This is a genomic window from Aquimarina besae, assembly GCF_042434905.1.
In the GTDB taxonomy this organism is placed as follows: Bacteria; Bacteroidota; Bacteroidia; order Flavobacteriales; family Flavobacteriaceae; genus Aquimarina.
Genome location: NZ_CP170199.1, coordinates 487,140 through 513,962, shown reverse-complemented (window position 1 = coordinate 513,962; position 26,823 = coordinate 487,140). Strand labels below are relative to the sequence as shown.

Here is a 26,823-nt window from a genome sequence, read left to right as displayed (position 1 = left end):
AATGAATACGGTATCAGATTTTAAACTATCACTGCAGCTTAGGATAGATTGGAGTGAAATGGATACATATCAACATGTGAATAATGTAAATTTCATGAAATATATGCAAAGTGCCCGTGTTCAATTTTGGGAAGTCTCGGGATTGGCAAAATCCTATGAAAAAACTAAAAAAGGCCCGATGTTGGTATCCACCAAATGTGATTTTAAGCATCCTCTTTTTTTTCCTGGAAATGTATTTGTTAAGACAAAAGTGGAGTTTATTAAAAATTCAAGCTTTGGATTGTATCACGAATTGTACAATGATATCGGTAAGTTATGTGCAATAGGACACGACGTTGCGGTTTGCTTTGATTTTAATAAGGATCAAACCTTTCAAATTTCTGATGATTTACGAGCAATAATGGGTCAATATGCTTAAAATGTTAATGATTGCCGTATAAGTTCTGGTTGATACAGAAGTATACATAACGCTCCAACTGCCAATAGTATAAAAGCAATCAAAATATAAGACAAGTTGGTAAATCGAATACCGGATTTCTTAGGATCTATCGTTTTTTTGTGATAACTATAAACCCTTTCTATATCATCGGTCCATCGACCAGGAAAAATAGTAGTCTCACATTTTTGGCAATCCATACTTTCCAGAATCTCTCGTTTTGTTTTGATAAAAAGTTTGGAGAACTGTCTTTTTTGTTTGAATGAAAGCAATAAACTCTCGGTAGCGTAACATTCAGGGCAATTGTTATTCAGTACAGCTTCTTTTAAAACAATATACTCGGTTTTCACGTTGTTAAATTTATAGCATATAACGTATGGAAAAGAATTATGTTATATCAGACGATTCTGATTTGCTTAACGTGATCTGAAAAGTAGTACCCTTTCCTATATCTGACCTCAGTACTTTTATTTTACCAGAATGATATTCCTCTATGATTCTTTTGGCTAGAGAAAGTCCCAGACCCCAACCCCTTGTTTTAGAAGTGTAGCCAGGTTCAAAAATCTTAGTAAACTTACTTTTTGGAATACCTTTCCCAGTATCAGTTATCCTTACATAAACGCGTTTTGAATCCTGTGACATAGTAATATGTAGATTACCTTTACCCCTCATGGCGTCGATGGCGTTTTTTACAAGATTTTCTATAGTCCAGCTATATAGTTGCGAATTTAAGTGAACAGGAATGGATTCTTCCGGCAAACTAAGCGAAAAATTAATAAGTTTTGAACTTCTGGATTGTAAATATGTATAAGCTTCTCTTGTCTCTTTTACAATATCAACTTCTTCTAAATTTGGAATAGATCCGATTTTAGAAAAACGTTCGGTAATCATTTTTAATCTGGAAATATCTTTTTCTATTTCAACGATATATTCGGGATTTACATTTTCTGTTTTCAGAATTTCGTTCCACCCAACCAATGATGATAAGGGCGTTCCAATTTGATGTGCAGTTTCTTTAGCCATACCTGCCCATAATTTATTTTGTTCACTAGCTTTAGAGGTTGTGAAAAAGAAATAGATCACTCCGATCAGCAAAAAGATTATTAATGCGATGGCTATAGGATAGTATTTCAACTTTTGCAGGATAGATGAATTTCCATAATACACATATTGTACAGTTCCCTGAAGATCCAGAACAATGGGTTCGTTCTCAGATTTCATTTGTTCAAGATAATCTGATAATTCATCTTCTGTAAGATCTTCAGGTAAATTTAAGGTCGACAAAGCGTCAATGTTGCCCTCTGCGTCCTTGATAAAATCTTTATTGGAGTTGGTAATAATAGTTGGAATTGTATTGTTCGATGTATTTATCAGAGTGGATAATTCAAGGTATTCATCTAGATTTATATCTGTAGATCCATCCAGACCAGAGCTGCTTAATGCCTTGAATGATTGAGCCCAAACCTGCACTTTTATAGTCTCATCTTTTTTCAATCTTTGTAAAAAAAGAGAAGTGTTCCAAAGTACCAGACCGGTAATCACAAGAACTGCAAAGATTATAAAATAACTTGCCAGATTACGCTCATCAGAAAAATTCATAAAAAAGATATGTTACCAAATCTTAAATATAAACGTTTTTAAACTATTTTATTGTTTTTAAAAAGCTAAGTGAAACGATTTGTTCTGCTAACGAAGCGACAAACTTTAAGTATCTTTGTGCAATATCATTATTTATGTTAAGAATAGACCCTTTAGAAGTTTCCATAGGAAAACTACACGGATTGATGCTGGGTGCCATCGGACCAAGACCCATAGCATTTGCAAGCACCATCGATGAAAAAGGCAATCCAAACCTTTCTCCTTTTAGTTTTTTTAATGTGTTTAGTGCGAATCCACCAATTCTTATTTTTTCTCCTGCGCGTAGAGTTAGAGATAATACTACCAAACATACCTTAGAAAATACATTAGTAACCAAAGAAGTCGTAATTAATGTTGTGAACTACGATATAGTGCAACAGATGTCTCTGTCCAGTACAGAATATCCAAAGGATGTTAATGAGTTTGAGAAAGCCGGTCTTACAATGGTTGCTTCAGAAAAAGTAAAAGCTTTTAGGGTTGGTGAATCACCAGTACAATTTGAATGTAAGGTAAATCAGATAATTCCTATGGGAGAAGAAGGAGGTGCAGGAAACCTTGTTATTTGTGAGGTATTGTTGATGCATATAAGAGATGAGATCCTAAATCAAGATGGCAGTATTGATCAGTTTAAAATTGATCAGGTGGCTCGTATGGGGGGCAATTGGTATTCGAGAGCAAATATGGGAATGTTCGAAGTGCCAAAACCGCTTAGCACTATGGGTATTGGATTAGATGCTCTACCGGCTGAAATAAGAAACAGCATCATATTTACAGGTAATGATTTGGGGAAGTTGGCCAATGTAGAAGGAATTCCTGAAAATCGTGAGGCTAAAGATTTTGTTAATAACAATAGTGATATTAAGGATAAAATTCAGGGTGCTAACCTAATAGAAATTCATAAATTTGCAAAGCAGTATTTGGATAAGGATGATATGGATACTGCCTGGAATATTTTAGCAGCAATACAATAATTAAAAAGATGGAAGTACAAGGTAAAGTAAAGATGGTCGGAGAGACACAAACTTTTGGAAACAATGGTTTTAGAAAACGTGAGATAGTGGTGACTACTGAAGAGCAGTATCCGCAACACATTATGGTAGAGTTTGTTCAAGACAAATGTGACTTATTAAATAACTTTCAGGTAGGGCAAGATGTAAAAATTAGTATCAATTTACGTGGTCGTGAATGGGTAAATCCACAGGGAGAGACTAAATATTTTAATTCTATACAGGGATGGAGAATAGAAAATTTACAAGCATCAGCTCCTTCTGCTGCAGCGCCAATGCCTCCTGCAGATGCGTTTGAACCTGCAACCAATTTAAACGAAGAAGATCACGACGATTTACCATTTTAAGTAAATCAATATATAAGAAATATACACTGAGCTTGTCGAAGTGTAAAGCAAAAAGTCCGATACGTTAGTATCGGACTTTTCATATTGTGGTTTTAGGTTACCTTTTAATAAAACTCAAAAAAGCAATGATGAACAAAATTTATCTTAAAAGGCTTAACAAATATTGTGATTTTTTTGGTCAATTCAAACAACTAATTGATATTTAACGTTGTAGAAATCTTAGAGAATTTAAATTTGTATATACTTAATAATTCAGTAAACTTTCCGCCCGTTATTTTGGCAGATGAAGATGGGCTATTAGCTATTGGAGGAGATCTCTCTACAGACAGACTTTTAAAGGCTTATAATAGCGGAATATTCCCTTGGTATAACGAAGATCAACCCATATTGTGGTTTAGTCCAGATCCAAGAATGGTACTTTTTCCTGATGATGTTAAAATAAGCAAAAGTATGCAACAGGTGCTTCGTAAAAATCATTTTAGCGTGACTTTTAATAAAGATTTTGAGCAGATTATTGATAATTGTGCTACTATATATCGTCCTGATCAATTAGGAACTTGGATCACGCAAGATATGAAACGGGCTTACATAAAACTTCATAAAATGGGATATGTTATCTCTGCAGAGGTTTGGCAAAATAAAGAGCTGGTTGGTGGCTTGTATGGTATATGGTTAGCAGATAAAAAAGTGTTTTGTGGAGAAAGTATGTTTACAAAGGTTAGCAATGCTTCTAAGTATGGATTTATCAAACTTATTGAACTTTTAAAACAAAAAGATGTAAAACTAATAGATTGCCAGGTCTATACGGATCATTTAGCAAGTTTAGGTGCGAAAGAAATTCCCAGAGATGCTTTTATGGAATTTTTGAAGTAGATTTATAGTACTTAAATTTTAGCACCTATGATTATTCACAATCAGGAGACCGAAAACTCTATTTTAAATCAATTTATCAGCGAAATTAGAGATACTACTATCCAAAAGGATTCCATGCGTTTTAGAAAAAATATTGAACGAATAGGAGAGGTTTTGGGTTACGAACTAAGTAAAACCTTAGAGTATACATTAAAAAATGTTCAGACTCCTTTAGGCACAAAAGAACTTTCTTTACCAGAGCAAAATCTGGTACTGTGTTCTGTTTTGCGTGCGGGCTTACCGTTACATCAAGGCCTGCTTAATTATTTTGATACTGCCGAAAATGCTTTTATTTCTGCATACAGGGATCATCACGAAGATTCTGATGATTTTGAGGTTGTTGTCAATTATCTAGCATCCCCATCAATAGAAAATAAAATACTGATATTAGCCGATCCGATGCTTGCTACGGGTAAAACGCTGGAAAACACTATGCAGGCGATGAAAAATCACGGAGTGCCAAAACAGATTCATATTGTATCGGTTATTGGCTCTAAACAAGGAGTGGGGTATATCAAGGATGTGTTTCCTGAAAACACACAGCTATGGATTGCTGCTATTGATCCAGAGCTAAGTAGCAGAGGTTACATCATTCCAGGCTTAGGAGATTCTGGGGATTTGTCTTTTGGGATGAAAATATAAATCAACGGCTATCTTTCATAGTTTTGAGATAAATTCTTAAGTACCTTAATTGCCTTTTTACTGTCCTGAATACTAACAAAAATGTGATCGTGATAATAACCTGCAATCACATTACAACTTATTTTATGTGCTGCCAATTCTGTAGAAAATATAGCAGTCAATCCAACGGCGTCTAATGAAGAATGAATTTTTAATGTTATCCAAGAGGCAATATATTCATATTTCAGGTTTAGGTTTTCGGCTTTTTTACGCTCTAGAACAAGTGTGATCCCTTCTTTTTCTTTAAACTCACAAATGATGTCATTCCTTGAGATTGTCTCAATTGTTTTTACAGTTGTAAAGACATATTCTCCAGCTTGTAACTCTGGAGTCATTTTCTGTATGAGCGTAGTTAAATTTGTTTCTCCGGCCATAATTATACTTCATTATATCTGAAACAATCGACTGTGTGATCATTAACCATGCCTATAGCTTGCATAAAGGCATAGATAACTGTTGGTCCGACAAACTTAAAACCACGTTTTTTTAAATCTTTACTTAGCTGATCCGAAATTTCTGTAGTTGCCGGACAATCCTTAAAATTTTTCCAATGATTTGTAATAGGAGTACCGTCAACGAAACCCCATACATATGTATCAAAACTTCCAAATTCTTCTTGGATTTTTATAAAATTCTGAGCATTGACAATCGCAGCATTCACCTTTAACTTATTACGAATGATACCTGCATTCTGAAGTAATTCATCTTTTTTTGCATCATTATATTGCGCTATCGTTTTATAATCAAAATTATCAAAAGCAAATCTGAAGTTTTCTCGTTTTCTAAGAATGGTAATCCAACTTAATCCCACCTGAAAAGTTTCTAATATGAGAAATTCAAACAAAAGGCGCTCATCGTGCAGCGGTACTCCCCATTCGTTATCGTGGTAAGATTCATATAAAGGATCTCCTATACACCAGCCACATCTGTGTTTTACCATAAAAATTGGTTTTTAAAGGATAAAGATATTAGATTAGCTATAAATGTAGGGTGTAAGTTTTAGATATTTGTATCGTCTTATACGGTACTAAGGTGTCAATATTATGCAAACAACAACGATGACAATACAAGAGTTAATAGAGGAGGGAATACAGAATTCTTATTCCTATCAAGAATATAAAGAAAAAGTAAGTGAATTATTATCTAAGGGAAAATCCACCGGAAATGAGCAATCCGAAGCACTTACTAATTATAGCATGTTGAATGATCGAAGAATGAGACGTTTGGATAAGACTCTTAAAATTAATGGAACTATTGCAGATGCTTTTACTAATACCAAAACGAATATCACATGGTTAGTTTTGACCGAAGGTTGGTGTGGTGATGCTGCCCAATCATTACCGGTAATTAATAAGCTTTCTGAAATGAATGAAGGAATTGATCTAAGAATTATATCCAGAGATGAACACGATGAATTAATGAATAATTTTCTGACCAATGGAGGTAAGTCAATCCCAAAACTAATTGCATATAACAAAGAAACTCAGAAAGTAGTGAATACCTGGGGGCCAAGACCATCTTTTGCAACTAAAATGGTAAACGACTATAAAAAAGTTAACGGCAGTTTAGATGCGCAGTTTAAACAGGATTTACAAGTTTGGTATAATAAAGATAAAGGAAACAATGTAGCCGAGGACTTAGTTAAGTTGCTATAAGTTTAACCTCCATAGTTAAAATAATAAGTAATAAAACCTTTTTGTTCTTTCAAATCCGAAGATGAAAATAACGCATCCCTTGCATATTCTAATGCATTATCAAAAAGGCATTCATTTCTGGTGGTAGATCTTTTTTTGTCAACTTTAGCATCAGTAACATAACCATTTTGGTTTACTTCGATTTTAACAACTACTCTCCCGCTTCCGTTACAGGTATAAATCGGATTAGGGATATCTTTCTTTTCTCGTCCTTTTAAAGTAAAAGTTACAGAGCTATTTCGGTTATTAACCTCTTCAGGAATCGGTTTTTCTTCTTCTTTAGACTCAGGAACTTCTTCGTCTGTGATGTCCTCTTCTATGGCTTCTTGACCTTCTGCGAGTTGGTCGCTACTAGAGGCTTCCTCTGTTGCTTCATTGGTTTCTGTTAAAGATTTGATTCTTTGCTCAAAATCTTCAGAATCCTCAAAATCTTCGTTATAAGCGTCGTGAGTTCTTTTAGAAGCAATTAATTCTCTATCTTCTTCTTGAACTGGAGGCTCGATTTCTTCTTCTTTAGTCAATTCTTCCATCAACTCTTCAGGAATTTCCATCAGTATTTCTGACTGCTCCTTTTTCTTATTTACCATATTGATATTATAGAGTGTCATCACAAAAATACCCATCAACATAGATGTGATAATCAAAGCTTTATGTTTTTCTATAAACTCCATAGGTATCTATAACTTCTTTTCTTCTATAATATTTTATGCGGTTTCAATTTCAGTTCGAAGCCTATTTTCAAATGTTTCTGGGTCAATAGCATCGGCAACAGAAAACTCTCCGATTTTAGTTCTTCTTAGAGCACTTAGGTGAGCACCACTTTGCAGTGCTTTCCCAAAATCGTGTGCTAGTGATCTAATATAAGTTCCTTTTCCGCAAACAACCTTAAAATCAACTTCTGGTAATTCGATTCTGGTAATTTCAAATTTCTCAATAATGATTTTTCTTGATGCAATTTTCACTTCCTCTCCTTCTCTGGCATATTCATATAATCTTTTTCCGTCTTTTTTCAGCGCTGAAAAAACCGGAGGATATTGTTCAATTTCTCCAATAAATTGTTGTGTTGTTAATCGAATGTTTTCTTCAGTAACGTGGTCGATAACGAAGGTTTTATCCACTTCTGTTTCCAGGTCATAAGAAGGTGTAGTAGCTCCTAAAGTAATGGTTCCTGTATATTCTTTGGTTTGGCCCATAAACTCTTGTATACGTTTGGTAAACTTACCCGTGCAAATAATAAGTAATCCCGAAGCTAATGGATCTAATGTTCCGGCGTGACCTACTTTTATTTTTTTGATCCCAAAGTTTTTACGAATTAACCAGCGTAGTTTGTTGACCACCTGAAAGGATGTCCATTGAAGCGGTTTATCGATCAAAAGAATTTGACCGTCTTTATAATCTTGTTCGGTTAGCATTATTGGGGACTATTTAATAAAACCAAAGATGATGGCCGTAACGCCAACAATAATACAATATAAGGCAAAATATGATAACTTACTCTTTTTTACGAGAGAAATCATCCACGTACAGGCAAAAAGACCAGAAATAAATGCGGCAATAAAGCCTAGAAGTAAAGGGGTACTACTTTCTGTAGTAAAGTTAAGATCTCCACTTAAAAGGTCTTTGCCAATTTTCCCAAAAATTAAAGGAATTACCATAAGAAATGAAAAACGAGCAGCTTTGGTCTTGTCATTACCAAGTAATACAGATGTGGAGATTGTAGCACCACTTCGGGAAATACCCGGTAACATTGCTATCGCTTGAGCAACTCCAATTATAAAAGCATTTGAGGTGGTAACTATTTTAGCAGTGTCCTTTGCTTTATCCGCCAACCATAGAAGAATCGCTGTGATGATAAGCATACAACCAACAAACAGTATGTTTCCACCAAAAAGTTGTTCTAGTTGTTCTTCAAAAAATAAACCGATTAGAACCGCGGGAATCATAGAAACAATAATTCTTAGAGAAAACATGGTTTCATCATTTTTTTTGAATTGAAACAGCCCTTTGATAATCTGAAAGACATCTTTCCTAAAAACTACAATGGTACTTAAGGCCGTCGCAAAATGCAAAACCACAGTAAAAAGTAAGGATTCTTCAGGAACACTTTGATCACCCAGAATAGCTTTTCCTAATTCTAAATGGCCACTTGAAGAAACAGGTAAAAACTCTGTAAGTCCCTGAACTATACCTAAAATAATTGCATCAATAATTTCCACGCAGAAAGATTTCTAAAATTAGATGCAAATATATAATAACTACCGGAAGAGGAATTATTTAATTATTGGTTTTCTTCTTATCAGGATTTAATAAAATGGCATATACTTCGATACCAAAACCAATCAAGACTATGGTTGGCGCCAATCTGATCCTTCTAAAATTGTATATCTCAGGATTAAATACATTAGGATCATCACTTCCTCCGCCTGCCATCAAAATAAACCCTAACGCAATGACAGCGATACCAATAGCCATTACTACATAGTTCTTTTTTCCAAAAACGAAATCTGGTTTGTGTGGTATATTATTGTTGGATTGTTTGCTCATGAATGTCGTTATTAAGTTCATTAAAAATCACTCGATCTTCGATCATTAATTTTGAGATATGTCCCATAATCTTATCGCGTGTAAATATAGTCCATCTATGAATAGGATACAAAGTAACCTTTTTATTTAGGATTTCTTTTTGTAAATCTTCTAATGTAAGCCCTTGTTCTAAACCACGATTTATATAATAGTAATGAGCGTCATTTTTTAAAGTGATGACAATATCCAAACCGCTTCCTTCTTCTATTTTTGTGACGATGCCGGTAATTTCTATTACATCTTCTGGTTGCACGTTTCGTACGGGTCTAAAAGTCTGAATCATCACCCACATAAAAATAACAAATAGCACAAAAGATATAGAAAAGAATATTTTACCTGTTTTTTGCGTACTCATAAAATACTATTAATAATATAGTTCATCAGTTCTCAGATTCAGAAAACGCTGTGTGGCAAAAAAGGTGCTAATCCAGGTAATTAAAACTCCAATCCCGAAAACTCCGGCAAATAATCCTACCAACAGCAGTTCGTCGCTAAGTAATGCCAATTCTGGGAAAGCTTTATCCAAATAGTATAAAACCACTCCAACTCCAATGAGTGCTACTATAGCGCCGATCATTCCTAAACGAACGCTTTTCCAAATAAAAGGTCTACGAATAAATCTTTTGGTGGCACCTACCATTTGCATAGTTTTAATAATAAAACGTTTAGAATATACAGATAATCGGATAGAACTATTGATAAGAAGGACAGCGATAAAAGTAAAAATACCGCTAATCAATAAAACCCAAAAACTTATTTTTTTGATATTATCATTTAATAAAGAAATCAATGGCTTGTCATACGTTACTTCATCCACAAAATCTTTTTTAGTAATAGATGCGGTGATTTCATCTATCTTTACCTGATCCACAAAATCGGCTTTTAGATATACATCAATCGAGTTCTGAAGCGGATTGTAACCCAGAAAATCCATAAAATTTTCGCCTATATCTTTGCTATGTTCTTCTGCAGCTTCATCTTTAGAGATATAAGTGGTGGATTTGGTGTATTCTGCCAGAGCCAAACTTTTTTCCATTTGTTTGATTTCAACTTCTTTAGCAGTATCTTTTAGATAAATAGTGAGTGCAATTTTTTCTTTGAAATGATCTGCAACCTTTTTCGTGTTTAACACTAAAAGTCCTAATAAGCCTAGTAAAAAAAGTACCAGAGAAATACTAATAACCACAGAGAAGTAAGAGGAAATTAGTCTGCGTTTCTGATATTTTTCAAAAGAGGAGCTCATAGATGTCTGTTTTGCAGGTAAAAATAATAAAGTTAATGAGACTTTTAATTCTAAAACGGATCACATTTTAGAATTAATTGCGCTTTATTATAGAACCTGTTTATTATGATGTTTTAATTAACTTTGATACATACAAATAACGGTTAATAAGACATAAAATTTTTGAAGTCACAATAAAGATTATGTTTCTAAGAGCACAGCGATCTATCAATCTAACAATTTAAAAAGAATATGCATACAGTAATTATAGGTGTTGGAGGTGTAGGAGGGTATTTCGGAGGAAAGATTACTCAATCAGGTCAAAAAGTATCCATGATTGCCAGAGGAAAACATCTAGAAGCGATACTTCAGAATGGGTTGCAGGTTAAAAGTATTGAAGGTGATTTTGTTACACAACCTTTTTTAGTTACCGATGATATCCAAAAAGTTGAAAAAGCAGATCTGGTTTTAATTTGTACCAAATCCTGGCAGGTAAAAGAAGCCGCAGCCCTTATCAAACCAATCCTAAAAGCAGATACCATTGTAATTCCGTTACAAAATGGTGCGGATAATGCCGAAAGAGTAATGTCTGTAATAGATAAAAAACATGTGCTGGGTGGATTGTGTAAAATTTATAGTAAAATAGAATCTCCAGGAATCATTTCGCATTTTGGTCATCCACCAGAGGTTATTTTTGGAGAACTGGATAGAAGCGAATCAGACCGTCTTCAGAACGTCAAAAAAGTTTTTGATAAGGCAGGATTCAAGAACAGGATTTCTGAGGATATCCAGATAGATATCTGGAGCAAATTTATGTTCATCGCCACTGTTAGCGGTTTAGGAGCCTTAACCAGAGCAACAATCGGAGAAATGTATGAACATCCTGAACTGAATAAGATGCTTAGAGCAACAGCTACTGAGATTTATAAAATAGCTATAGCCAAAGGAATTGAAATGCCTTCGACTATTGTAGATGGAATTATGACTTTTATTGGCAATCAACCTTTTGATGCCACCGCTTCTACACAAAGAGATATTATGGAAGGTAGACCTTCAGAACTGGATAATTTTAATGGCTTCATTGTAAAAGAAGGTAAAAAACTGAACATCGAAACCCCAACAAACGTTTTTATTTACAGCTGTTTACAACCAATGGAAGCAAAAGCCAGATTATAATCTTAGAAATTATGGAAGTTTTTTATTCTTTTACACAGAATATATATTCAAAAGCTTCGAGATTCAGGAGCTTAGGTACGAGGCGACGCGAAGTTTTGAGTATGGTTTTATGAGATTTATCGAGTAAAAATTCCTTGTAAAAGGTGTCTTTTTCTTTGTTTCGTTTCTTTTGGATAAGTAAAAGAAATGAAAGATATAATGTTGAAGGTTTAAATTTGAAAATCAAATTAGAAAGAACTTAAAAGTGATCTGTCGTTTAACTCGCATAAAATCGTAAATTTGCGGTCTTAATTTCAGATCATGAGTTACGATTTTAATACGATTGAAGCCAGGTGGCAAGCCTTTTGGGCAGAGAATGGAACGTTTAAAGCTGAAAACAACAGTGAGAAACCAAAATACTATGTGTTGGACATGTTTCCTTATCCTTCTGGAGCAGGATTACACGTTGGGCATCCACTAGGATATATTGCCAGTGATATTTATGCAAGATATAAGCGTCATAAAGGTTTTAATGTATTGCATCCGCAAGGATATGACTCATTTGGTTTACCGGCAGAGCAGTATGCGATCCAAACGGGGCAACACCCAGCAATCACTACCAAAGAAAATATTGCTAGATATCGTGAGCAATTAGATAAGATTGGATTTTCTTTTGATTGGAGTCGCGAGGTAAAAACCAGTGATCCCACATTTTATAAATGGACACAGTGGATCTTTACAGAACTTTTCAATTCCTGGTATGATAATGATGCCGATAAAGCAAGACCAATTAGTGAACTAGAGCAATTATTTTCTGAAGAAGGAAATGCAAAAGTAAATGCTGTTTGTGATGAAGATATAACCGAATTTACTGCTGCTGACTGGAATGTTTTTTCACCAAAAGAAAAACAACAAGTATTACTGAAATACAGATTAACCTATTTAGCAGAAACCGAAGTAAACTGGTGTCCGCAATTAGGAACGGTATTAGCTAATGACGAAATCGTAAACGGCGTTTCTGAACGTGGTGGATATCCCGTGATTCGCAAAAAAATGACGCAGTGGAGTATGCGAATTTCTGCGTATGCTCAACGTTTAATAGATGGATTAAATACTATTGATTGGCCACAACCCTTGAAAGATTCTCAAACCAATTGGATTGGTCGTTCTGAAGGAGCAAGTGTTACTTTTAAGGTGAAGGATCATGACGAGGTGATCGATGTGTTTACGACTAGACCTGATACCATTTTTGGAGTAAGTTTTATGACATTAGCTCCAGAACATGAATTAGTAGCTAAAATTACTACTCCAGAACAAAAAGCTGAAATAAATGCTTATATAGAAGCGACTGCAAAACGTAGTGAACGTGATCGTATGGCTGACGTAAAAACCATTAGTGGTGTGTTTACAGGAGCCTACGCAGAGCATCCGTTTACCAAAGAGCCGGTTCCAATCTGGATCGGAGATTACGTATTGGCGGGTTATGGCACAGGAGCTGTGATGGCGGTGCCTTGCGGAGATCAGCGAGATTATGATTTTGCAAAACATTTTGGGATCGATATTCCCAATATTTTTGAAGGAGTAGATATTTCTGAAGAGGCCTTTGCGGATAAAGATAATACGATCATTGCCAATTCTGACTTTCTGAATGGTTTGAAATATAAAAAAGCAGTAAAAACTGCCATTTATGAGCTAGAGAAATTAGGTCAGGGAAAAGGTAAAATCAATTATAGATTACGTGACGCAGTATTTAGCCGTCAGCGTTATTGGGGGGAACCGTTTCCTGTATACTATGTAGACGGAATGCCACAAATGATTGACTTAAAGCATTTGCCGATAGAATTACCAGAAGTAGAAAAATATTTGCCTACCGAAACTGGTGAACCACCATTAGGTCGTGCAGATGTTTGGGCTTGGGATGCCGAAAAGAATGAAGTAGTGTCTAATGATCTAATAAATCATACAACGGTATTTCCTTTGGAGTTAAATACGATGCCGGGCTGGGCAGGAAGTTCTTACTATTTCAATAGATATATGGATCCTCATAACGAAGATGAGGTATTCTCGCAAGAAGCGGTGAATTACTGGAAAGAAGTGGATTTATATATAGGAGGAAGCGAACACGCAACCGGTCATTTATTATATGCGCGATTCTGGCAAAAGTTTTTATATGACAGAGGATTTGTTCCTGTGGATGAATTTGCCAAAAAACTGATCAACCAGGGAATGATCTTGGGTACCAGTGCCATTGTTTACAGAGTTAGTGGTACAAATAAATACGTTTCCAAAGGATTGAAAGATCAATACGAGGTTGAAGAGCTTCGTGTGGATGTAAATATGATCAACGCATCTGATGAATTACTTCCTGAAGATTTGAAAAATTGGCAACCGCAATTTAAGGATGCAGAATTTGAATTGGAAGATGGTAAGTATATTGTAGGAAGAGAAGTAGAGAAAATGTCTAAGCGATGGTTTAATGTCGTAAATCCAGATGGTATTTGCGAACAATATGGCGCAGACAGTTTACGACTATACGAAATGTTTTTAGGGCCATTAGAGCAAGCAAAACCTTGGAACACAGCAGGAATCACAGGTGTACATGGTTTTCTAAAGAAGTTATGGAAACTATATCATAATGGCGATGTTTTCAGTGTAACAGATGCTGAACCAACGAAAGACAATCTAAAAACACTTCATAAAACCATAAAAAAAGTAGAAGAAGATATAGAGAATTTCTCTTTTAATACTTCGGTAAGTACCTTTATGATTGCAGTAAATGAATTGACTGCTCAGAAGTGTAATGCCAGCGCCATTTTAGAACCATTATTAGTGCTGGTTTCTCCATATGCTCCGCACATCGCAGAAGAGTTGTGGAATAAGTTAGGACATAATGAATCAATTGCAACTGCGCCTTTTCCAAGATTTGATGAAAAACATCTGATAGAGAGCACAAAGCAATACCCTATTTCATTTAATGGGAAGATGCGTTTTACCATGGAGCTTCCTTTAGATATGAGTAAAGAGGATATCGAGGCTGCCGTAATGGCTCATGAAAAAACACAACAACAATTAGATGGTAGAACGCCGAAAAAAGTGATCGTTGTGCCAGGAAAGATTGTCAATGTGGTTGGATAGTCCTGAATATAGAGGAAAGATCAAAGATAAAAGATGAAGTTATTTGTTAATTCATCTTTTATCTTTGATCTATTTTCTTCTCTCTCCAAAATAATAAATTATGATTGACTCTATAGAAATTCTTGGGTTAATAGCAGCGGTTTTAACGACAGCTGCTTTCCTACCACAGGTATATAAGACTTGGAGAACAAAATCGACCCAAAGTTTATCTCTTTCTATGCTTCTAATTTTTGAGAGTGGGGTAATATGTTGGCTCTTTTACGGTTTTTTGATTGATAGTTTGCCTATAATTTTAGCAAATGCTGTTACAGCGATTTCCGGTTTTTTATTGCTTTATTTTAAATTTCGCTATAAAAATTGAATTAAATTGATAACATTTTCTTTTTTTAACAACTTTCAGTGAGTTTTCATAAATTATGGATAAGATATTTTTTAAATATATTTTATTGTTTTATTTCAAGAAAACATCTATTTTCGACCAAAAAATAAGAATATGATAATTGGTGTTCCTAAGGAAATCAAGAATAACGAGAATCGAGTAGGTGTTACACCTGCAGGAACGATGGCACTCGTTAGTCATGGTCACACTGTTTTCATTCAGCAGAATGCTGGTCTTCAGAGTGGTTTTAGTGATGATGAATATATCGGTGCAGGAGCAAAGATCCTCCCTACTATCGAAGAGGTATATGCTACCGCTGAAATGATTATTAAGGTAAAGGAGCCTATAGAGCCAGAATATAAATTGATTAAGAAAGATCAATTATTATTTACTTATTTTCATTTCGCATCCAGTGAGCCATTAACTAAAGCAATGATAGAGAGCGGAGCGGTTTGTATTTCTTATGAAACCGTAGAAGATCCTGATCGTAGCTTGCCATTATTAACACCAATGAGTGAAGTGGCTGGACGTATGTCTATTCAGCAAGGAGCTAAATATCTGGAGAAACCATTGAAAGGAAGAGGTATTCTTCTGGGCGGTGTTCCTGGAGTGGCTCCGGCAAAAGTGTTAATACTCGGTGGAGGTGTAGTAGGAACGCAAGCTGCAAAAATGGCTGCAGGAATGGGAGCAGATGTTACAATTCTTGATATTAGCATGAAACGATTACGTTATTTAGATGATGTAATGCCTGCTAACGTAAACACAGAATTTTCAAACGAATATACCATTCGTGAACATATAAAAACTTCTGATTTGATCATCGGGGGGGTATTGATTCCGGGGGCAAAAGCACCAAAGCTTATTACCCGTGACATGCTTAAGGATATGAGACCTGGAACCGTTTTGGTAGACGTAGCTGTGGATCAGGGAGGATGTTTTGAAACAACAAAACCAACAACACATCAGGAACCAACTTACATTATTGACGATGTTGTCCACTACTCTGTGGCAAATATGCCAGGAGCGGTACCGTATACGTCCACTTTGGCATTAACGAATGTTACTTTGTCATATGCAGTGCAATTGGCAAATAAAGGCTGGAAAGCCGCTTGCGCAGACAACGAACCACTCAAAAAAGGATTGAACGTAATTAATGGAGATGTGGTGTATCCTGCTATTTCAGAAGCATTTAACCTTCCTTTGGAAGATGTAAATAACTATTTAAGTTAAACTCGACTTATTGGCTAACTCAAGTTTATTTAACTGAAAACCTCGTCTTTATGGCGAGGTTTTTGCTTTTATTATTGTAAATTTAAATTCAAAAGTTTACAATTATGATGGGATATTATGTCTTAGCGGGAATTATCTTTTTAGTAAGCTCTTACGTAAGCAGTAAGCTAAAAAGCAAATTCAAACATTATTCTAAAGTGCGCTTGCAAAATGGAATGAGTGGGGCAGAGATTGCCACAAAAATGTTGTTGGATAATGGAATACGCGACGTAAAAGTAATTTCTACACCAGGAATGCTAACAGATCACTACAATCCAAGAAATAAAACCGTTAACCTTAGTGAAGGGGTATACAATCAAAGAAATGCTGCTGCCGCAGCGGTAGCTGCTCACGAGGTTGGTCACGCCGTGCAACACGCTACAGCGTATAACTGGTTAACCTTGAGGTCCAAGATTGTTCCGGCAGTTGGGATTGCCAGTAAGTTGTCTAATTTTGTCATTATGGCTGGGTTGGTTTTGTCAGTTTCTGGTTCTCTGATCGGTAATACCATTTTTCTGGTAGGGATTATTCTATTCGCAGTTACTACATTATTCGCTTTTATTACGCTTCCTGTAGAATATGATGCAAGTAATAGAGCACTTGCCTGGTTAGAAAATAATCGCATGTTAACAGTAGAAGAGCATGATGGGGCTAAAGATGCGTTAAAATGGGCTGCAAGAACATACGTTGTGGCAGCTTTGGGTTCACTAGCTACGCTATTGTACTTTATTTCTATATTTTTAGGAAGAAGAGATTAAAGAAGAAAGATAATTTACAAGTATGCCTGCAAGATTTCAAAATCTTGTAGGCATTCTATATTAGTTGCCATTCTATTATGCCAGTAAATTCAAATGGCATGTGATAATTTTTATATTTTAATTTGTCGATTGATTTGTTGGTCTAAAGAAATAAAAGTTTCTGTTCTCGAAACACCTTCAATAGCTTGAATTTCTTTATTCAACACATTCATTAGATGTTCATTGTCTTTGCAAAGAATTTTGATAAAAATAGACCAGTTTCCAGTAGTGTAATGACATTCTATAACTTCAGGAATGTCTTTTAGTTGCTTTACTGCTTTTGGGTTACTAACTGCTTTGTCTAGATAGACTCCCACAAACGCCATAGTTTTATATCCTAAAATTTTTGGATCAATAATAAACTTAGAACCGGTTATCAAACCAGAAGCTTCTAACTTTCTTAGTCTTTGATGGATTGCTGCACCCGAAATTCCAATTTTTCTTGCAATTTCCAAAATAGGTCTTCGAGCATCTTCCATAAGATTCCGAAGAATCTCTTTATCAATACCGTCTATTTTTAAACTACCATATTGTCCTTTCATTACACAGATGTGTTACAATTAATAATCAAAAATATAGAATAGGTTTATAAACTGAAACTTTTTATTCGTTTATCCTGTAGCACCGTCAGGGTTGTAGCCTAAGTATTCACGTTCTTTTTCTTTAAATACAATGCCATATTCTTCCAATTCATTTAGGATAGGTGTGTATATTTCTTCTTTGATTGGAATCTGAACTCCTGTAGATGTAATTTCTTTATTAAGAATTCTTAGTGTAGCCATAGCAACTGGTAGTCCAACAGTCTTAGCCATGGCAGTGTATTTTTGATCTTCACCAATACTCACCATGGTAGCATCGATTTGTTTACGCTCTCCATTAATTTCATATCCGAATTTATGGTACATCACTATCATATCTTTATCTCCTTCGTCTAATGTCCATTTATCCATAAGTATCTTCTGTAATGCTTGAGCAGGTGTCGCGTTTGGAATTCCAATTTTCTTATCCGTATTGAAAATATCAAGCTCCAGAAGTTTGTCCCATATAATATCGTCTTGATCAATTTTTAGATAGTGACGAAGTTTTAATTCAACAGAATCAGTAGGAGAATAGGCCAGAAATGAGTTTGTAAAATCACGATAACTCATATCTTCAGAATTGGTTAGTGTGTAGTCATCTGCGGTCATTCCTAACTGTACGAAAATATTCCAGGCTTTAGAAAAACCAACCCTTCTGATAGTTCCACGATATAGCGTTAAAATATCATCTAAACCGTAGATACTTTGATATTTTAGAGAATTTCTATTAGCATACGCTTCAAAACGCCCATATTCTTCAACTTCTAGAAATTCAGTTCTTCTAAACAATTTGTGATATGGGATATATTTATAGGTTCCTTCTTGCAAAAATTCTGCGGCACTACCCTGTCCTGCAACCACAACATTTCTTGGATTCCAGGTGAATTTATAGTTCCAGAGATTGGTGTCGCTTTCTGGAGCTACCAAACCTCCAGTAAAAGATTCAAATAAGATTACTTTTCCTCCTTGATTGCGTATCCTGTCTATGACTTGCATAGCACTCATATGATCTATGCCCGGATCTACTCCAATCTCATTCATGAATACTAGTCCTTTTTTCTTTACTTCCTCATCAAGCTCTTGCATTTCTCTACTTATATAAGAAGCCGTTACCATGGATTTTTCCAATCGAAGACAATCTTTGGCGACTTCTATGTGAAATCTTGCAGGAAGCATAGATACTACTATGTCTGCATTTTTGATTGCATCTTCTCTAGAGTTTTTATCAAAAACATCTAATTTAATTGCTAAGCTATTTGGGTGATTTGACGCCAAAGATTTTGCACTGTCAAGCGAAATATCTCCAATAGTAATGTATAAATTTTCAGATTTTGATTTTTCTTGAAAATATTTAATTAAAACTGCAGTCGATTTTCCTGCACCGATGACGAGTATCTTTCGCATACCTAATGATTATTTTGATAACTTTGATGCGAATGTAGTAAATAGATCAAAAAGTAAGTTCGCAATTTTAACGTATTCATTACATATTACAGGAAAATGTGTTTAAAATTTATTTTTTGTTTATAATAATAGTCAATTATTGCCAAAACACGAATGAATAAAACAATTTTGATTACAGGTGCCGTGGCTGCTTTATTTGCAGTATTATTTGGTGCATTCGGAGCTCACGGATTAGAGAAGTTGGTAGACTCAAATAATATTAGCTCTTTTAACACAGGTGTACGGTATCAAATGTATCACGCAATCGTTTGCATACTTTTAGGAAATGTGACAATATTAGATGAGGTTGCTAAAAAAAGAATTTTTTACTTTTTTTTGAGTGGAATCATCTTTTTTTCGGGTTCAATTTACCTTTTGGTGATTGATGAGGTTTTAGGGATTTCTTTGTCGAGTATAGGTTTTATTACACCTTTGGGAGGTTTTTTGTTAATTTTAGGATGGATCTTCTTTATTATATCACTAATTAAGATTAAGTGATATTTATAGCCGCTAGTGTAATTTTTATTTATAATTTTGTCAGACATAACAAACACAACATATTTTTATGGAACCACTGTATCCAATTACGAAAACGATTTCGTTAAAGCATTACGGTATTGAAAATGCAACAATACGCTACCAGTTATCTCCTGAAGACCTTCAGGAAGAAACGGTGCAAAAAGGACAAGGTAAAATCACAAAATCAGGAACATTAGCAGTAGATACCGGTGAGTTCACTGGTCGTTCTCCAATGGATCGTTTTATTGTGAAAGATGATATAACCTCTGACAAAGTTTGGTGGGGTAATATCAATATTCCTTTTGAGCCTAAAGCTTTTGATGCATTGTATGATAAGGTAACTGCATATCTTTCAAATAAGGAAATCTTCGTGAGGGATAGTTATGCGTGTGCGGATCCGGATTATAAATTGAACATACGAGTGATCAATGAGTATCCTTGGTCTAATATGTTTGCTTATAACATGTTTTTAAGACCTACTGAAGAGGAGTTGAAGGATTTTGATCCCGAATGGACAGTTATTAACGCTCCAGGTTTTATGGCGGATGCGGCTGTGGATGGAACACGGCAGCATAATTTTGCAATATTAAATTTTACAAAAAAAATAGCACTAATAGGTGGAACTGGTTATACTGGTGAAATTAAAAAAGGGATTTTCTCAGCACTGAATTTTATATTACCCGTATATAAGAATACTTTACCAATGCATTGCTCTGCCAATGTTGGAGAAAAAGGAGATACGGCTATCTTTTTTGGACTATCAGGTACCGGGAAAACTACATTATCTACGGATCCTGATCGTAAATTAATAGGTGATGATGAACACGGTTGGACTAAGGAGAATAGTATTTTTAATTTTGAAGGAGGGTGTTATGCCAAAGTTATTAACCTTTCAGAAGAAAGCGAACCTGAAATTTATGGCGCAATTAAAAAAGGAGCTATTCTTGAGAACGTAATCATAGACGAAAATGGAGAGGTGGATTATGCTGATACGTCGATTACTCAAAATACTCGGGTAAGTTATCCAATTTACCATATTGAAAACATTAAAGAACCTTCTATTGGTAAAAACCCTAAGAATATTTTCTTTTTAACAGCGGATGCTTTTGGTGTGATTCCTCCCATTTCTAAGTTAACTCCTAGTCAGGCAGCGTATCACTTTATTTCGGGATATACCGCAAAAGTAGCTGGGACAGAAGCAGGTGTTGTAGAGCCCACTCCTTCATTTTCAGCTTGTTTTGGGGCACCATTTATGCCATTGCACCCTGCAAAGTATGCAGAAATGTTAATTCAAAAAATGAAAGATACTGGTGTTAATGTATGGTTGGTTAATACCGGATGGACCGGTGGACCTTACGGCGTTGGAACTAGAATCAAATTAAAATATACACGTGCTATGATCCAGGCAGTGCTTAATGGTGATTTAGGATTATATTCTTACGATAACTATCATATTCACTCAGTATTTGGAGTAGCACAACCAAGAGAATGTCCTGGTGTGCCAACAACTGTATTGAGTCCTAGAGCTACTTGGAATGACGACGAAGCTTATTACAAAACAGCGTTTAAATTGACAAATGCTTTTAGAGAGAATTTCAAGAAATTTGAATCGTATGCGAATGAAGAAATCCGAAGAGGAGGACCGCAGCGATATGCGTTTTAAAATAGAAAAGAATTATTATAAAATTAAAAACCCTGAAATTCAAAAATTTCAGGGTTTTTAATTTTTTATTGATTGAATTTAATAAAGAAAAGTGAATGACTTATTTCTTATTAGCCTCTTTAATATATTTTTGAAGTGCCATCGTCATTGAAGGCGTCTCAGGAGTCGGTGCTTGTATATTTACGACCAAATCGTGTTCTTCTGCAGCTTTTACTGTAGAATTTCCGAAAACAGCAATGCGAGTATTATTTTGTTTAAAGTCCGGGAAGTTTTCAAATAATGACTTAATCCCTGAAGGACTAAAAAATACAAGAATGTCATAAAAAACATCTCGCAAATTAGAAAGATCACTTACAACCGTTTTGTAAAAAACGGCTTGTTTCCATTCTACCTTTAATTCGTTTAACGTATCCGGTATTTCTGGCTTTAATTGATCCGATGAAGGTAATAAAAACTTTTCGGTTTTGTATTTCTTTATCAATGGAGTAAGCTCTTGGAATGTACGTTTTCCAACGTAAATCTTTCTCTTTCTGTAGACTACATATTTCTGTAAATAATAAGCAACAGCTTCACTCTGACAAAAATATTTAAGCGAATCAGGAACTTTAAAACGCATTTCCTCAGCAATCCTAAAAAAATGATCCACAGAATTTCTACTGGTAAGAATAATCGCTGTGTACTGAGATAAATCTACCTTTTGTTGCCTCACTTCTTTAGCATCTACGCCCTCTACGTGAATAAACGGTATAAAGTCAATTTTTACCTTTTCCTTCTCCTCGAGCTCGAAATAAGGTGAATTTTCTACTTTAGGCTCTGGCTGTGAGACCAAAATCGTTTTCACTTTCATATATAGTCTTTATTTGTAAATGGCTACCTAAATTATCTGATTAACTTGTACAGTATAAAATAGGGTGCGATTTCAAGTGCGCAAAGATACAAAATAAAATAAAACGAATGGTTTAAAATGACCTTTTCATTCTTTTTATAGACAGAAAAAAGTACGATGAGGTTTAGGATCAATAACGATAGTACTAGGATAATAACAACAATTTTTGAAGGTTTTGCAGTATAAATGAATAATAAGTTGAGAGGCAACAATATTACCCCCAAAAAATTGCGATATGATATTTTGTAAAATAAGTAGTCTTCAATTAAAGTTTCTATAGAAAAAATTGTAGAAATTATTTTTTCTACCAAAACTTTACCAATTAGAACGAAGAAATAAAGAGATGCTATCTTAAAATAAAGGACGATATCAATGTGATGAATTTGCCATTCTAATACATCAATACATAAATGTATAAATAAGGATACAGAAAGAATCTGTACCAAAATTAGGATACCGTTAAATAAACTAGAAAGTTTATTTCCTTTTTGATTAAGGACGACATATTTATTCGTATTGAAGAGCATTACAAATTCAGAAAAGCGAACAGAGTTTAGAAGTTTCGCTACTGCTAAAAGAGTAAAACACACTAGTAGTACAATAGTGATCCAGTCTGTTGATATGATTTCTCTTGTAATAATTTCCATAATAAGAACGGGTTAAAATTACACCATACTTACTACATAGGAAAATAAAATATAGTAAATAAGAATGCAACATTGATTTTAGTATAAAGTCATATAGCTAAAACATTGATAAGAGTAAAAAACTGAAAATAATCTAGTAATTATTTAGTTATATTTGCCTGAAAACATTTTACATGGTAGATGCCGTAGTTATCATACCTACCTATAATGAAATTGATAATGTAGAACGTATTATTAAAAATGTGTTCTCTCTTCAGCGTGATTTTGATATTTTGATTGTAGACGACAATTCTCCGGATGGCACTGCTTCAAAAGTCAAAGAATTACAATCAGAATATGAAGAAAGACTTTTTCTGCTGGAACGTAAAGGAAAATTAGGATTGGGTACTGCTTATATTGCTGGATTTAAGTGGGCTTTGGCTGGGTCCTATGAGTACGTTTTTGAAATGGATGCTGATTTTTCGCATAATCCAAATGACCTTATAAGACTCTATAATGCCTGTGCTAAAGGAACCTCTCAGGTAGCAATTGGTTCTAGATATGTTACCGGAGTAAACGTGGTAAACTGGCCTATGAGCAGAGTATTGTTGTCGTGGCTGGCATCAAAATATGTGCGATTTATAACAGGTATGGATATACACGATACAACTGCTGGTTTTATCTGCTACAAAAGAGAAGTTTTAGAAAAAATTAATCTGGATAAAATCAAATTCGTTGGATATGCATTTCAGATTGAAATGAAATTCAAAGCATATCTTTTAAAATTTAAAATAAAAGAGGTACCTGTAGTATTTACCGATAGAACACGGGGTACTTCAAAAATGAGTAAAGGAATTATTTCTGAAGCCGTCTTTGGAGTTTTAAGAATGAAATTTAAGAGTTTGTTTAATAGATACGAGATATAATCATGAATAATGTATTGATTAAGAATGCTAATATTGTTAATGAAGGAAAGATTTTTAATGGCGATGTATATATAGAAAATGGCTTTTTTAAAGAAATAGCTCCTCAGATTAGCGCCAAATCACCTAATGTACAAGTGTTTGATGCTGAAGGGAAATATCTTTTGCCGGGCGTTATTGATGATCAGGTACATTTTAGAGAACCGGGACTAACACACAAAGCTACGATAGAAACCGAATCAAGAGCAGCTATTGCTGGTGGGATTACCTCTTTTATTGAAATGCCTAATACAAATCCCCAAACTACTACCATAGAAAAGCTGGAACAGAAGTTTGAAATAGCAGCCAATACGAGTTATGCTAACTATTCTTTTATGTTTGGCGGGACTAATGATAATCTCGAGGAGATATTAAAAGTAGATCCAAAAAAAGTTGCAGGGCTTAAACTGTTTTTGGGATCTTCTACTGGGAATATGCTGGTAGATGATCCTGGAGTATTAGAAAAGATTTTCTCATCTACTGATTTAGTAATTTCTGTGCACTGCGAAGACGAAGAAACTATTAGAAATAATACAGCAAGATATAAAGAACAATACGGAGATGATATACCCATTGAGCTACATCCCATCATAAGAAGTGAGGAGGCGTGTTATTTGTCTTCCTCTAGTGCTGTTGCTCTTGCCAAAAAAACGGGGGCTAGATTGCACGTTTTTCACTTGTCTACAGCCAAAGAACTGGAATTGTTTACCAATGATATTCCATTAAAAGATAAAAAAATTACCGCAGAAGTGTGTATACATCATCTTTGGTTTTCTGATGAGGACTACAAAGAAAAAGGAACCTTGATCAAATGGAATCCTGCAGTAAAAACGTCAAAGGATAGAGACGCATTGTTTGAAGCGTTGCTGAATGATAAATTAGATGTAATCGCTACAGATCATGCACCTCATACGAAAGAAGAAAAGGATAACGTCTATACCAAAGCGCCTTCTGGAGGACCACTTGTACAACACGCATTGCCTGCTATGTTGGAATTTTACCATAAAGACAAGATTTCACTCGAGAAAATTGTAGAAAAGATGTGCCATAACCCTGCCATCTTATTTCAAGTAGAAAAAAGAGGTTTTATAAAGGAAGGATACTGTGCTGATGCTGTATTGGTAGATCTTAATGCACCCTGGACAGTAAATACCGAGAATATAGCTTATAAATGTGGTTGGTCTCCGTTTGAAGGAACAACCTTTACATCTAGAATCACCCATACTTTTGTGAACGGAAGTTTGGTATATAAGAATTTTAAGTTCTATGATGTGAAGAATGCGCAACGATTAACCTTTGACCGATGAAAACAAGATTCACTTACAGCATTCTCTTTTTAGTACTTCTCGTTTACTCTTGCCAAAGTTTAGAGAAACCACCTAAACCAGAGAATCTTATTTCAGAAGATAAAATGGTCGAGATACTTACCGATATTGCTTTCATAAAAGCGGCAAAAGGTAGTTATAAAAAAGTTTTTGATATAGAGAAAATTAATCCGGAGGAATACATTCTAAAAAAACACGGAATTGATAGTATAGTATTTGCAGAAAATAACAGCTGGTATACAAGTCAGTTAGATGAATATGAAGAGATTTTTACTAAGGTGAAAAGCAATATAGAGGGATCTAAAATCAAATATGAAAAACTGAAAAAAGAAGAAGATTCTATAAAGAAAATACAGGACTCTATTAAAAGATCCAAAGAAGGCCTTCAAGATTCAAAAATATTACCTTCAGATTTGGATAAAATTAAACTGACCGATGAAGAACTGATCGAACAAGAAATTGAAACAGCAATCAAAAAAAGAAGTAATAAAACTAACGCTCCTTCAAGAAAAAAGAAGCAGTAATTTTGATCGCTTTTTGAATTGGAGTGAAGCTATAAGTGAGCTCTTTCTTTATTTTTTCATTTTCATAAAAGGTATTAGAAAAAGCACTTTTTATAGAAGATTTAAAAATAACTCTTTTAGTCCTGAAAAACAGGTAACCAAGCTGTTGCAGATAGTACGCAGTTTTCATTAAAAATAGAGTAAGCTTTTTCTTCGGAGCAGGTTTGCCAAGTGCTTGCGCAATGAGGGTAATTGCATTTTTATAACTTAGGTTTTCACCTATCAATATATATCGTTCATTTTTAATTTCACTATTCATCAAACGATGCATGATTTTAATAACATCGTCTATAGCAACGTATCCTGTTGTTCCCGTTGCATAGTAATTCAAACCTTGATGAATCCTTTTAAAAAGATATCCACTTCCTGAATTATAAAAACCAGGACCGATGATAATACCTGGATTGACAATTACGGCATCTAGTCCTTCTTGAGTACCTCGCCAGACTTCCATCTCTGCTCCATATTTTGTAATAGCATATACAGAATCTGAGATTTCAGGATTCCATTCTGCCGTTTCATTTATAGGATCTTGCGATGATTTTTCGCTTAAGGTAGCAATAGAACTTACATAACATAATTTATTTACATTATTAATAAGGCATAGGTTTACAATATTGGCAGTTCCTTCGATGTTGGTTTTACGAAGTTTTTTGTAATGTGAAGGATTAAAAGAGATCATCGCAGCGCAGTGGTATACCCGAGTAACATCTTTAAATGCAGAGGATAAAGCAGGAATATCATTAAGATCAGCCTGAATCCAATCAATAGCATCAAAGGCAAGTTGATCTTCGGGTTTACAGCATTTGACAAACACGCTCTTGGCATATTCTTTTTTAGCGTCGGTTCTATACAATGCCCGTATTGGATATTTTTCTGCTACTAGCTTGATTAATAAGTGTGTACCTACTAAGCCAGTTGCTCCGGTAACTAATATCATAGTTTTTATTCTATAATACTAATGTACACAATTAGCAATAAAAACTTCTTTTTCTTTAGGATA

The 26,823-nt window shown here is 34.7% G+C and carries 31 protein-coding genes; 16 read left to right on the top strand and 15 right to left on the bottom strand.

Annotated features, from left to right (window positions below):
• Window position 1: 1 nt before the first annotated feature.
• Window positions 2–418: an acyl-CoA thioesterase gene (locus ACE94K_RS02285; protein ID WP_378179376.1), complete on the top strand. Its 417-nt coding sequence runs from the start codon at window positions 2–4 to the stop codon at window positions 416–418.
• On the opposite strand, the gene ACE94K_RS02280 is transcribed toward ACE94K_RS02285, so the two are convergent.
• Both ACE94K_RS02280 and ACE94K_RS02275 read right to left on the bottom strand, forming a co-directional pair.
• Window positions 415–786, bottom strand: a complete 372-nt coding sequence (locus ACE94K_RS02280) for a hypothetical protein (protein WP_378179373.1) — start codon at window positions 784–786, stop codon at window positions 415–417. The genes ACE94K_RS02285 and ACE94K_RS02280 overlap by 4 nt on opposite strands.
• Before the next feature lie 37 nt (window positions 787–823).
• The gene (locus ACE94K_RS02275; protein ID WP_378179371.1) at window positions 824–2,035 is read right to left on the bottom strand and encodes a sensor histidine kinase; all 1,212 of its coding nucleotides are present in this window, start codon (window positions 2,033–2,035) and stop codon (window positions 824–826) included.
• A 134-nt stretch (window positions 2,036–2,169) separates the two neighbouring features.
• Here ACE94K_RS02275 and ACE94K_RS02270 point away from each other — a divergent pair, with 134 nt between their 5' ends.
• From ACE94K_RS02270 to upp, 4 genes are all read left to right on the top strand, one after another.
• Window positions 2,170–3,045: a flavin reductase family protein gene (locus tag ACE94K_RS02270; protein WP_378179369.1), complete on the top strand. Its 876-nt coding sequence runs from the start codon at window positions 2,170–2,172 to the stop codon at window positions 3,043–3,045.
• A gap of 8 nt (window positions 3,046–3,053) precedes the next feature.
• Window positions 3,054–3,428, top strand: a complete 375-nt coding sequence (locus ACE94K_RS02265) for a DUF3127 domain-containing protein (protein WP_378179368.1) — start codon at window positions 3,054–3,056, stop codon at window positions 3,426–3,428.
• 234 nt (window positions 3,429–3,662) lie between these two features.
• The gene (gene aat / locus ACE94K_RS02260; protein ID WP_378184196.1) at window positions 3,663–4,301 is read left to right on the top strand and encodes a leucyl/phenylalanyl-tRNA--protein transferase; all 639 of its coding nucleotides are present in this window, start codon (window positions 3,663–3,665) and stop codon (window positions 4,299–4,301) included.
• Between the two features lie 27 nt (window positions 4,302–4,328).
• A complete protein-coding gene (gene upp / locus ACE94K_RS02255; RefSeq protein WP_378179365.1) occupies window positions 4,329–4,982 on the top strand; it encodes a uracil phosphoribosyltransferase in 654 nt (217 codons plus the stop codon).
• Window positions 4,983–4,990: 8 nt separating this feature from the next.
• On the opposite strand, the gene ACE94K_RS02250 is transcribed toward upp, so the two are convergent.
• Together ACE94K_RS02250 and ACE94K_RS02245 are read right to left on the bottom strand one after the other, a co-directional pair.
• Window positions 4,991–5,395 (bottom strand): ACT domain-containing protein, encoded by a 405-nt coding sequence (locus ACE94K_RS02250; RefSeq protein ID WP_378179363.1) that lies wholly within the window; start codon window positions 5,393–5,395, stop codon window positions 4,991–4,993.
• 2 nt (window positions 5,396–5,397) lie between these two features.
• Complete coding sequence (locus tag ACE94K_RS02245) at window positions 5,398–5,961, bottom strand: DNA-3-methyladenine glycosylase I (RefSeq protein WP_378179360.1); 564 nt, start codon at window positions 5,959–5,961, stop codon at window positions 5,398–5,400.
• Window positions 5,962–6,064: 103 nt separating this feature from the next.
• On the opposite strand from ACE94K_RS02245, the gene ACE94K_RS02240 reads away from it, so the two are divergent.
• The gene (locus ACE94K_RS02240) at window positions 6,065–6,676 is read left to right on the top strand and encodes a thioredoxin family protein (RefSeq protein ID WP_378179357.1); all 612 of its coding nucleotides are present in this window, start codon (window positions 6,065–6,067) and stop codon (window positions 6,674–6,676) included.
• A 2-nt stretch (window positions 6,677–6,678) separates the two neighbouring features.
• On the opposite strand, the gene ACE94K_RS02235 is transcribed toward ACE94K_RS02240, so the two are convergent.
• Genes ACE94K_RS02235 through ACE94K_RS02210 form a run of 6 tightly spaced genes read right to left on the bottom strand, consistent with a single transcriptional unit; the run spans window position 6,679 to window position 10,541 of the window.
• A complete protein-coding gene (locus ACE94K_RS02235; RefSeq protein WP_378179354.1) occupies window positions 6,679–7,386 on the bottom strand; it encodes a hypothetical protein in 708 nt (235 codons plus the stop codon).
• Window positions 7,387–7,419: 33 nt separating this feature from the next.
• Entirely contained in the window at window positions 7,420–8,127 is a 708-nt protein-coding gene (gene truB, locus ACE94K_RS02230) for a tRNA pseudouridine(55) synthase TruB (protein ID WP_378179351.1), read from the bottom strand.
• Window positions 8,128–8,136: 9 nt separating this feature from the next.
• Window positions 8,137–8,931, bottom strand: coding sequence for an undecaprenyl-diphosphate phosphatase (locus ACE94K_RS02225; RefSeq protein ID WP_378179348.1), 795 nt, complete (start codon window positions 8,929–8,931; stop codon window positions 8,137–8,139).
• 58 nt (window positions 8,932–8,989) lie between these two features.
• Window positions 8,990–9,259 carry a DUF3098 domain-containing protein gene (locus ACE94K_RS02220; RefSeq protein WP_378179345.1) on the bottom strand — a complete coding sequence of 90 codons (270 nt, stop codon included), beginning with the start codon at window positions 9,257–9,259 and terminating at the stop codon, window positions 8,990–8,992.
• Window positions 9,237–9,653 (bottom strand): hypothetical protein, encoded by a 417-nt coding sequence (locus ACE94K_RS02215; protein ID WP_378179342.1) that lies wholly within the window; start codon window positions 9,651–9,653, stop codon window positions 9,237–9,239. The genes ACE94K_RS02220 and ACE94K_RS02215 overlap by 23 nt, the downstream gene beginning before the upstream one ends.
• Window positions 9,654–9,662: 9 nt before the next feature.
• The gene (locus ACE94K_RS02210) at window positions 9,663–10,541 is read right to left on the bottom strand and encodes a cell division protein FtsX (protein ID WP_378179340.1); all 879 of its coding nucleotides are present in this window, start codon (window positions 10,539–10,541) and stop codon (window positions 9,663–9,665) included.
• 231 nt (window positions 10,542–10,772) lie between these two features.
• Here ACE94K_RS02210 and ACE94K_RS02205 point away from each other — a divergent pair, with 231 nt between their 5' ends.
• From ACE94K_RS02205 to ACE94K_RS02185, 5 genes are all read left to right on the top strand, one after another.
• Window positions 10,773–11,696 carry a ketopantoate reductase family protein gene (locus ACE94K_RS02205; protein ID WP_378179337.1) on the top strand — a complete coding sequence of 308 codons (924 nt, stop codon included), beginning with the start codon at window positions 10,773–10,775 and terminating at the stop codon, window positions 11,694–11,696.
• Window positions 11,697–11,996: 300 nt separating this feature from the next.
• Window positions 11,997–14,810, top strand: coding sequence for a leucine--tRNA ligase (leuS, locus tag ACE94K_RS02200; protein ID WP_378179334.1), 2,814 nt, complete (start codon window positions 11,997–11,999; stop codon window positions 14,808–14,810).
• Window positions 14,811–14,910: 100 nt separating this feature from the next.
• Window positions 14,911–15,171 (top strand): SemiSWEET family sugar transporter, encoded by a 261-nt coding sequence (locus ACE94K_RS02195; RefSeq protein ID WP_378179331.1) that lies wholly within the window; start codon window positions 14,911–14,913, stop codon window positions 15,169–15,171.
• A 132-nt stretch (window positions 15,172–15,303) separates the two neighbouring features.
• The gene (ald, locus tag ACE94K_RS02190) at window positions 15,304–16,419 is read left to right on the top strand and encodes an alanine dehydrogenase (protein WP_378179328.1); all 1,116 of its coding nucleotides are present in this window, start codon (window positions 15,304–15,306) and stop codon (window positions 16,417–16,419) included.
• Between the two features lie 104 nt (window positions 16,420–16,523).
• Window positions 16,524–17,216, top strand: coding sequence for a zinc metallopeptidase (locus tag ACE94K_RS02185; protein ID WP_378179325.1), 693 nt, complete (start codon window positions 16,524–16,526; stop codon window positions 17,214–17,216).
• Between the two features lie 110 nt (window positions 17,217–17,326).
• On the opposite strand, the gene ACE94K_RS02180 is transcribed toward ACE94K_RS02185, so the two are convergent.
• Window positions 17,327–17,797: an Lrp/AsnC ligand binding domain-containing protein gene (locus tag ACE94K_RS02180; RefSeq protein WP_378179322.1), complete on the bottom strand. Its 471-nt coding sequence runs from the start codon at window positions 17,795–17,797 to the stop codon at window positions 17,327–17,329.
• Between the two features lie 69 nt (window positions 17,798–17,866).
• Window positions 17,867–19,237, bottom strand: a complete 1,371-nt coding sequence (locus ACE94K_RS02175) for a saccharopine dehydrogenase family protein (protein ID WP_378179319.1) — start codon at window positions 19,235–19,237, stop codon at window positions 17,867–17,869.
• Between the two features lie 153 nt (window positions 19,238–19,390).
• Here ACE94K_RS02175 and ACE94K_RS02170 point away from each other — a divergent pair, with 153 nt between their 5' ends.
• Both ACE94K_RS02170 and pckA read left to right on the top strand, forming a co-directional pair.
• Entirely contained in the window at window positions 19,391–19,774 is a 384-nt protein-coding gene (locus ACE94K_RS02170; protein WP_378179316.1) for a DUF423 domain-containing protein, read from the top strand.
• 67 nt (window positions 19,775–19,841) lie between these two features.
• Window positions 19,842–21,458, top strand: coding sequence for a phosphoenolpyruvate carboxykinase (ATP) (pckA, locus tag ACE94K_RS02165; protein WP_378179313.1), 1,617 nt, complete (start codon window positions 19,842–19,844; stop codon window positions 21,456–21,458).
• A gap of 100 nt (window positions 21,459–21,558) precedes the next feature.
• Here the strand turns inward: pckA and ACE94K_RS02160 are convergent, their stop codons facing one another.
• Window positions 21,559–22,305 (bottom strand): uroporphyrinogen-III synthase, encoded by a 747-nt coding sequence (locus ACE94K_RS02160; RefSeq protein ID WP_378179310.1) that lies wholly within the window; start codon window positions 22,303–22,305, stop codon window positions 21,559–21,561.
• Window positions 22,306–22,337: 32 nt separating this feature from the next.
• A complete protein-coding gene (locus ACE94K_RS02155; RefSeq protein WP_378179308.1) occupies window positions 22,338–22,991 on the bottom strand; it encodes a DUF4271 domain-containing protein in 654 nt (217 codons plus the stop codon).
• Between the two features lie 173 nt (window positions 22,992–23,164).
• Between ACE94K_RS02155 and ACE94K_RS02150 the strand changes: the two genes are divergently transcribed.
• The 3 genes from ACE94K_RS02150 to ACE94K_RS02140 are packed head-to-tail and all read left to right on the top strand — an operon-like array spanning window position 23,165 to window position 25,781.
• Window positions 23,165–23,896, top strand: coding sequence for a polyprenol monophosphomannose synthase (locus tag ACE94K_RS02150; protein ID WP_378179305.1), 732 nt, complete (start codon window positions 23,165–23,167; stop codon window positions 23,894–23,896).
• 2 nt (window positions 23,897–23,898) lie between these two features.
• Complete coding sequence (locus ACE94K_RS02145) at window positions 23,899–25,239, top strand: dihydroorotase (RefSeq protein WP_378179303.1); 1,341 nt, start codon at window positions 23,899–23,901, stop codon at window positions 25,237–25,239.
• Window positions 25,236–25,781: a DUF4296 domain-containing protein gene (locus ACE94K_RS02140; protein ID WP_378179300.1), complete on the top strand. Its 546-nt coding sequence runs from the start codon at window positions 25,236–25,238 to the stop codon at window positions 25,779–25,781. Before ACE94K_RS02145 ends, ACE94K_RS02140 begins: the two co-directional genes overlap by 4 nt.
• Here ACE94K_RS02140 and ACE94K_RS02135 read toward each other — a convergent pair.
• The gene (locus ACE94K_RS02135; RefSeq protein WP_378179297.1) at window positions 25,750–26,760 is read right to left on the bottom strand and encodes an NAD-dependent epimerase/dehydratase family protein; all 1,011 of its coding nucleotides are present in this window, start codon (window positions 26,758–26,760) and stop codon (window positions 25,750–25,752) included. The genes ACE94K_RS02140 and ACE94K_RS02135 overlap by 32 nt on opposite strands.
• Window positions 26,761–26,823: the final 63 nt, after the last annotated feature.

Coding starts and splice junctions, on each gene's coding strand:
- pckA (WP_378179313.1), top strand. CDS start 19,842: ATGGAACCACTGTATCCAATTACGAAAACGATTTCGTTAAAGCATTAC.
- ACE94K_RS02150 (WP_378179305.1), top strand. CDS start 23,165: ATGGTAGATGCCGTAGTTATCATACCTACCTATAATGAAATTGATAAT.
- ACE94K_RS02215 (WP_378179342.1), bottom strand. CDS start 9,653: ATGAGTACGCAAAAAACAGGTAAAATATTCTTTTCTATATCTTTTGTG.
- ACE94K_RS02220 (WP_378179345.1), bottom strand. CDS start 9,259: ATGAGCAAACAATCCAACAATAATATACCACACAAACCAGATTTCGTT.
- upp (WP_378179365.1), top strand. CDS start 4,329: ATGATTATTCACAATCAGGAGACCGAAAACTCTATTTTAAATCAATTT.
- ACE94K_RS02135 (WP_378179297.1), bottom strand. CDS start 26,760: ATGATATTAGTTACCGGAGCAACTGGCTTAGTAGGTACACACTTATTA.
- ACE94K_RS02175 (WP_378179319.1), bottom strand. CDS start 19,237: ATGCGAAAGATACTCGTCATCGGTGCAGGAAAATCGACTGCAGTTTTA.
- ald (WP_378179328.1), top strand. CDS start 15,304: ATGATAATTGGTGTTCCTAAGGAAATCAAGAATAACGAGAATCGAGTA.
- ACE94K_RS02155 (WP_378179308.1), bottom strand. CDS start 22,991: ATGGAAATTATTACAAGAGAAATCATATCAACAGACTGGATCACTATT.
- ACE94K_RS02285 (WP_378179376.1), top strand. CDS start 2: ATGAATACGGTATCAGATTTTAAACTATCACTGCAGCTTAGGATAGAT.
- ACE94K_RS02245 (WP_378179360.1), bottom strand. CDS start 5,961: ATGGTAAAACACAGATGTGGCTGGTGTATAGGAGATCCTTTATATGAA.
- ACE94K_RS02205 (WP_378179337.1), top strand. CDS start 10,773: ATGCATACAGTAATTATAGGTGTTGGAGGTGTAGGAGGGTATTTCGGA.
- ACE94K_RS02140 (WP_378179300.1), top strand. CDS start 25,236: ATGAAAACAAGATTCACTTACAGCATTCTCTTTTTAGTACTTCTCGTT.
- truB (WP_378179351.1), bottom strand. CDS start 8,127: ATGCTAACCGAACAAGATTATAAAGACGGTCAAATTCTTTTGATCGAT.
- ACE94K_RS02180 (WP_378179322.1), bottom strand. CDS start 17,797: ATGAAAGGACAATATGGTAGTTTAAAAATAGACGGTATTGATAAAGAG.
- ACE94K_RS02160 (WP_378179310.1), bottom strand. CDS start 22,305: ATGAAAGTGAAAACGATTTTGGTCTCACAGCCAGAGCCTAAAGTAGAA.
- ACE94K_RS02240 (WP_378179357.1), top strand. CDS start 6,065: ATGCAAACAACAACGATGACAATACAAGAGTTAATAGAGGAGGGAATA.
- ACE94K_RS02145 (WP_378179303.1), top strand. CDS start 23,899: ATGAATAATGTATTGATTAAGAATGCTAATATTGTTAATGAAGGAAAG.
- ACE94K_RS02275 (WP_378179371.1), bottom strand. CDS start 2,035: ATGAATTTTTCTGATGAGCGTAATCTGGCAAGTTATTTTATAATCTTT.
- leuS (WP_378179334.1), top strand. CDS start 11,997: ATGAGTTACGATTTTAATACGATTGAAGCCAGGTGGCAAGCCTTTTGG.
- ACE94K_RS02250 (WP_378179363.1), bottom strand. CDS start 5,395: ATGGCCGGAGAAACAAATTTAACTACGCTCATACAGAAAATGACTCCA.
- ACE94K_RS02195 (WP_378179331.1), top strand. CDS start 14,911: ATGATTGACTCTATAGAAATTCTTGGGTTAATAGCAGCGGTTTTAACG.
- ACE94K_RS02235 (WP_378179354.1), bottom strand. CDS start 7,386: ATGGAGTTTATAGAAAAACATAAAGCTTTGATTATCACATCTATGTTG.
- ACE94K_RS02210 (WP_378179340.1), bottom strand. CDS start 10,541: ATGAGCTCCTCTTTTGAAAAATATCAGAAACGCAGACTAATTTCCTCT.
- ACE94K_RS02170 (WP_378179316.1), top strand. CDS start 19,391: ATGAATAAAACAATTTTGATTACAGGTGCCGTGGCTGCTTTATTTGCA.
- ACE94K_RS02185 (WP_378179325.1), top strand. CDS start 16,524: ATGATGGGATATTATGTCTTAGCGGGAATTATCTTTTTAGTAAGCTCT.
- ACE94K_RS02265 (WP_378179368.1), top strand. CDS start 3,054: ATGGAAGTACAAGGTAAAGTAAAGATGGTCGGAGAGACACAAACTTTT.
- ACE94K_RS02270 (WP_378179369.1), top strand. CDS start 2,170: ATGTTAAGAATAGACCCTTTAGAAGTTTCCATAGGAAAACTACACGGA.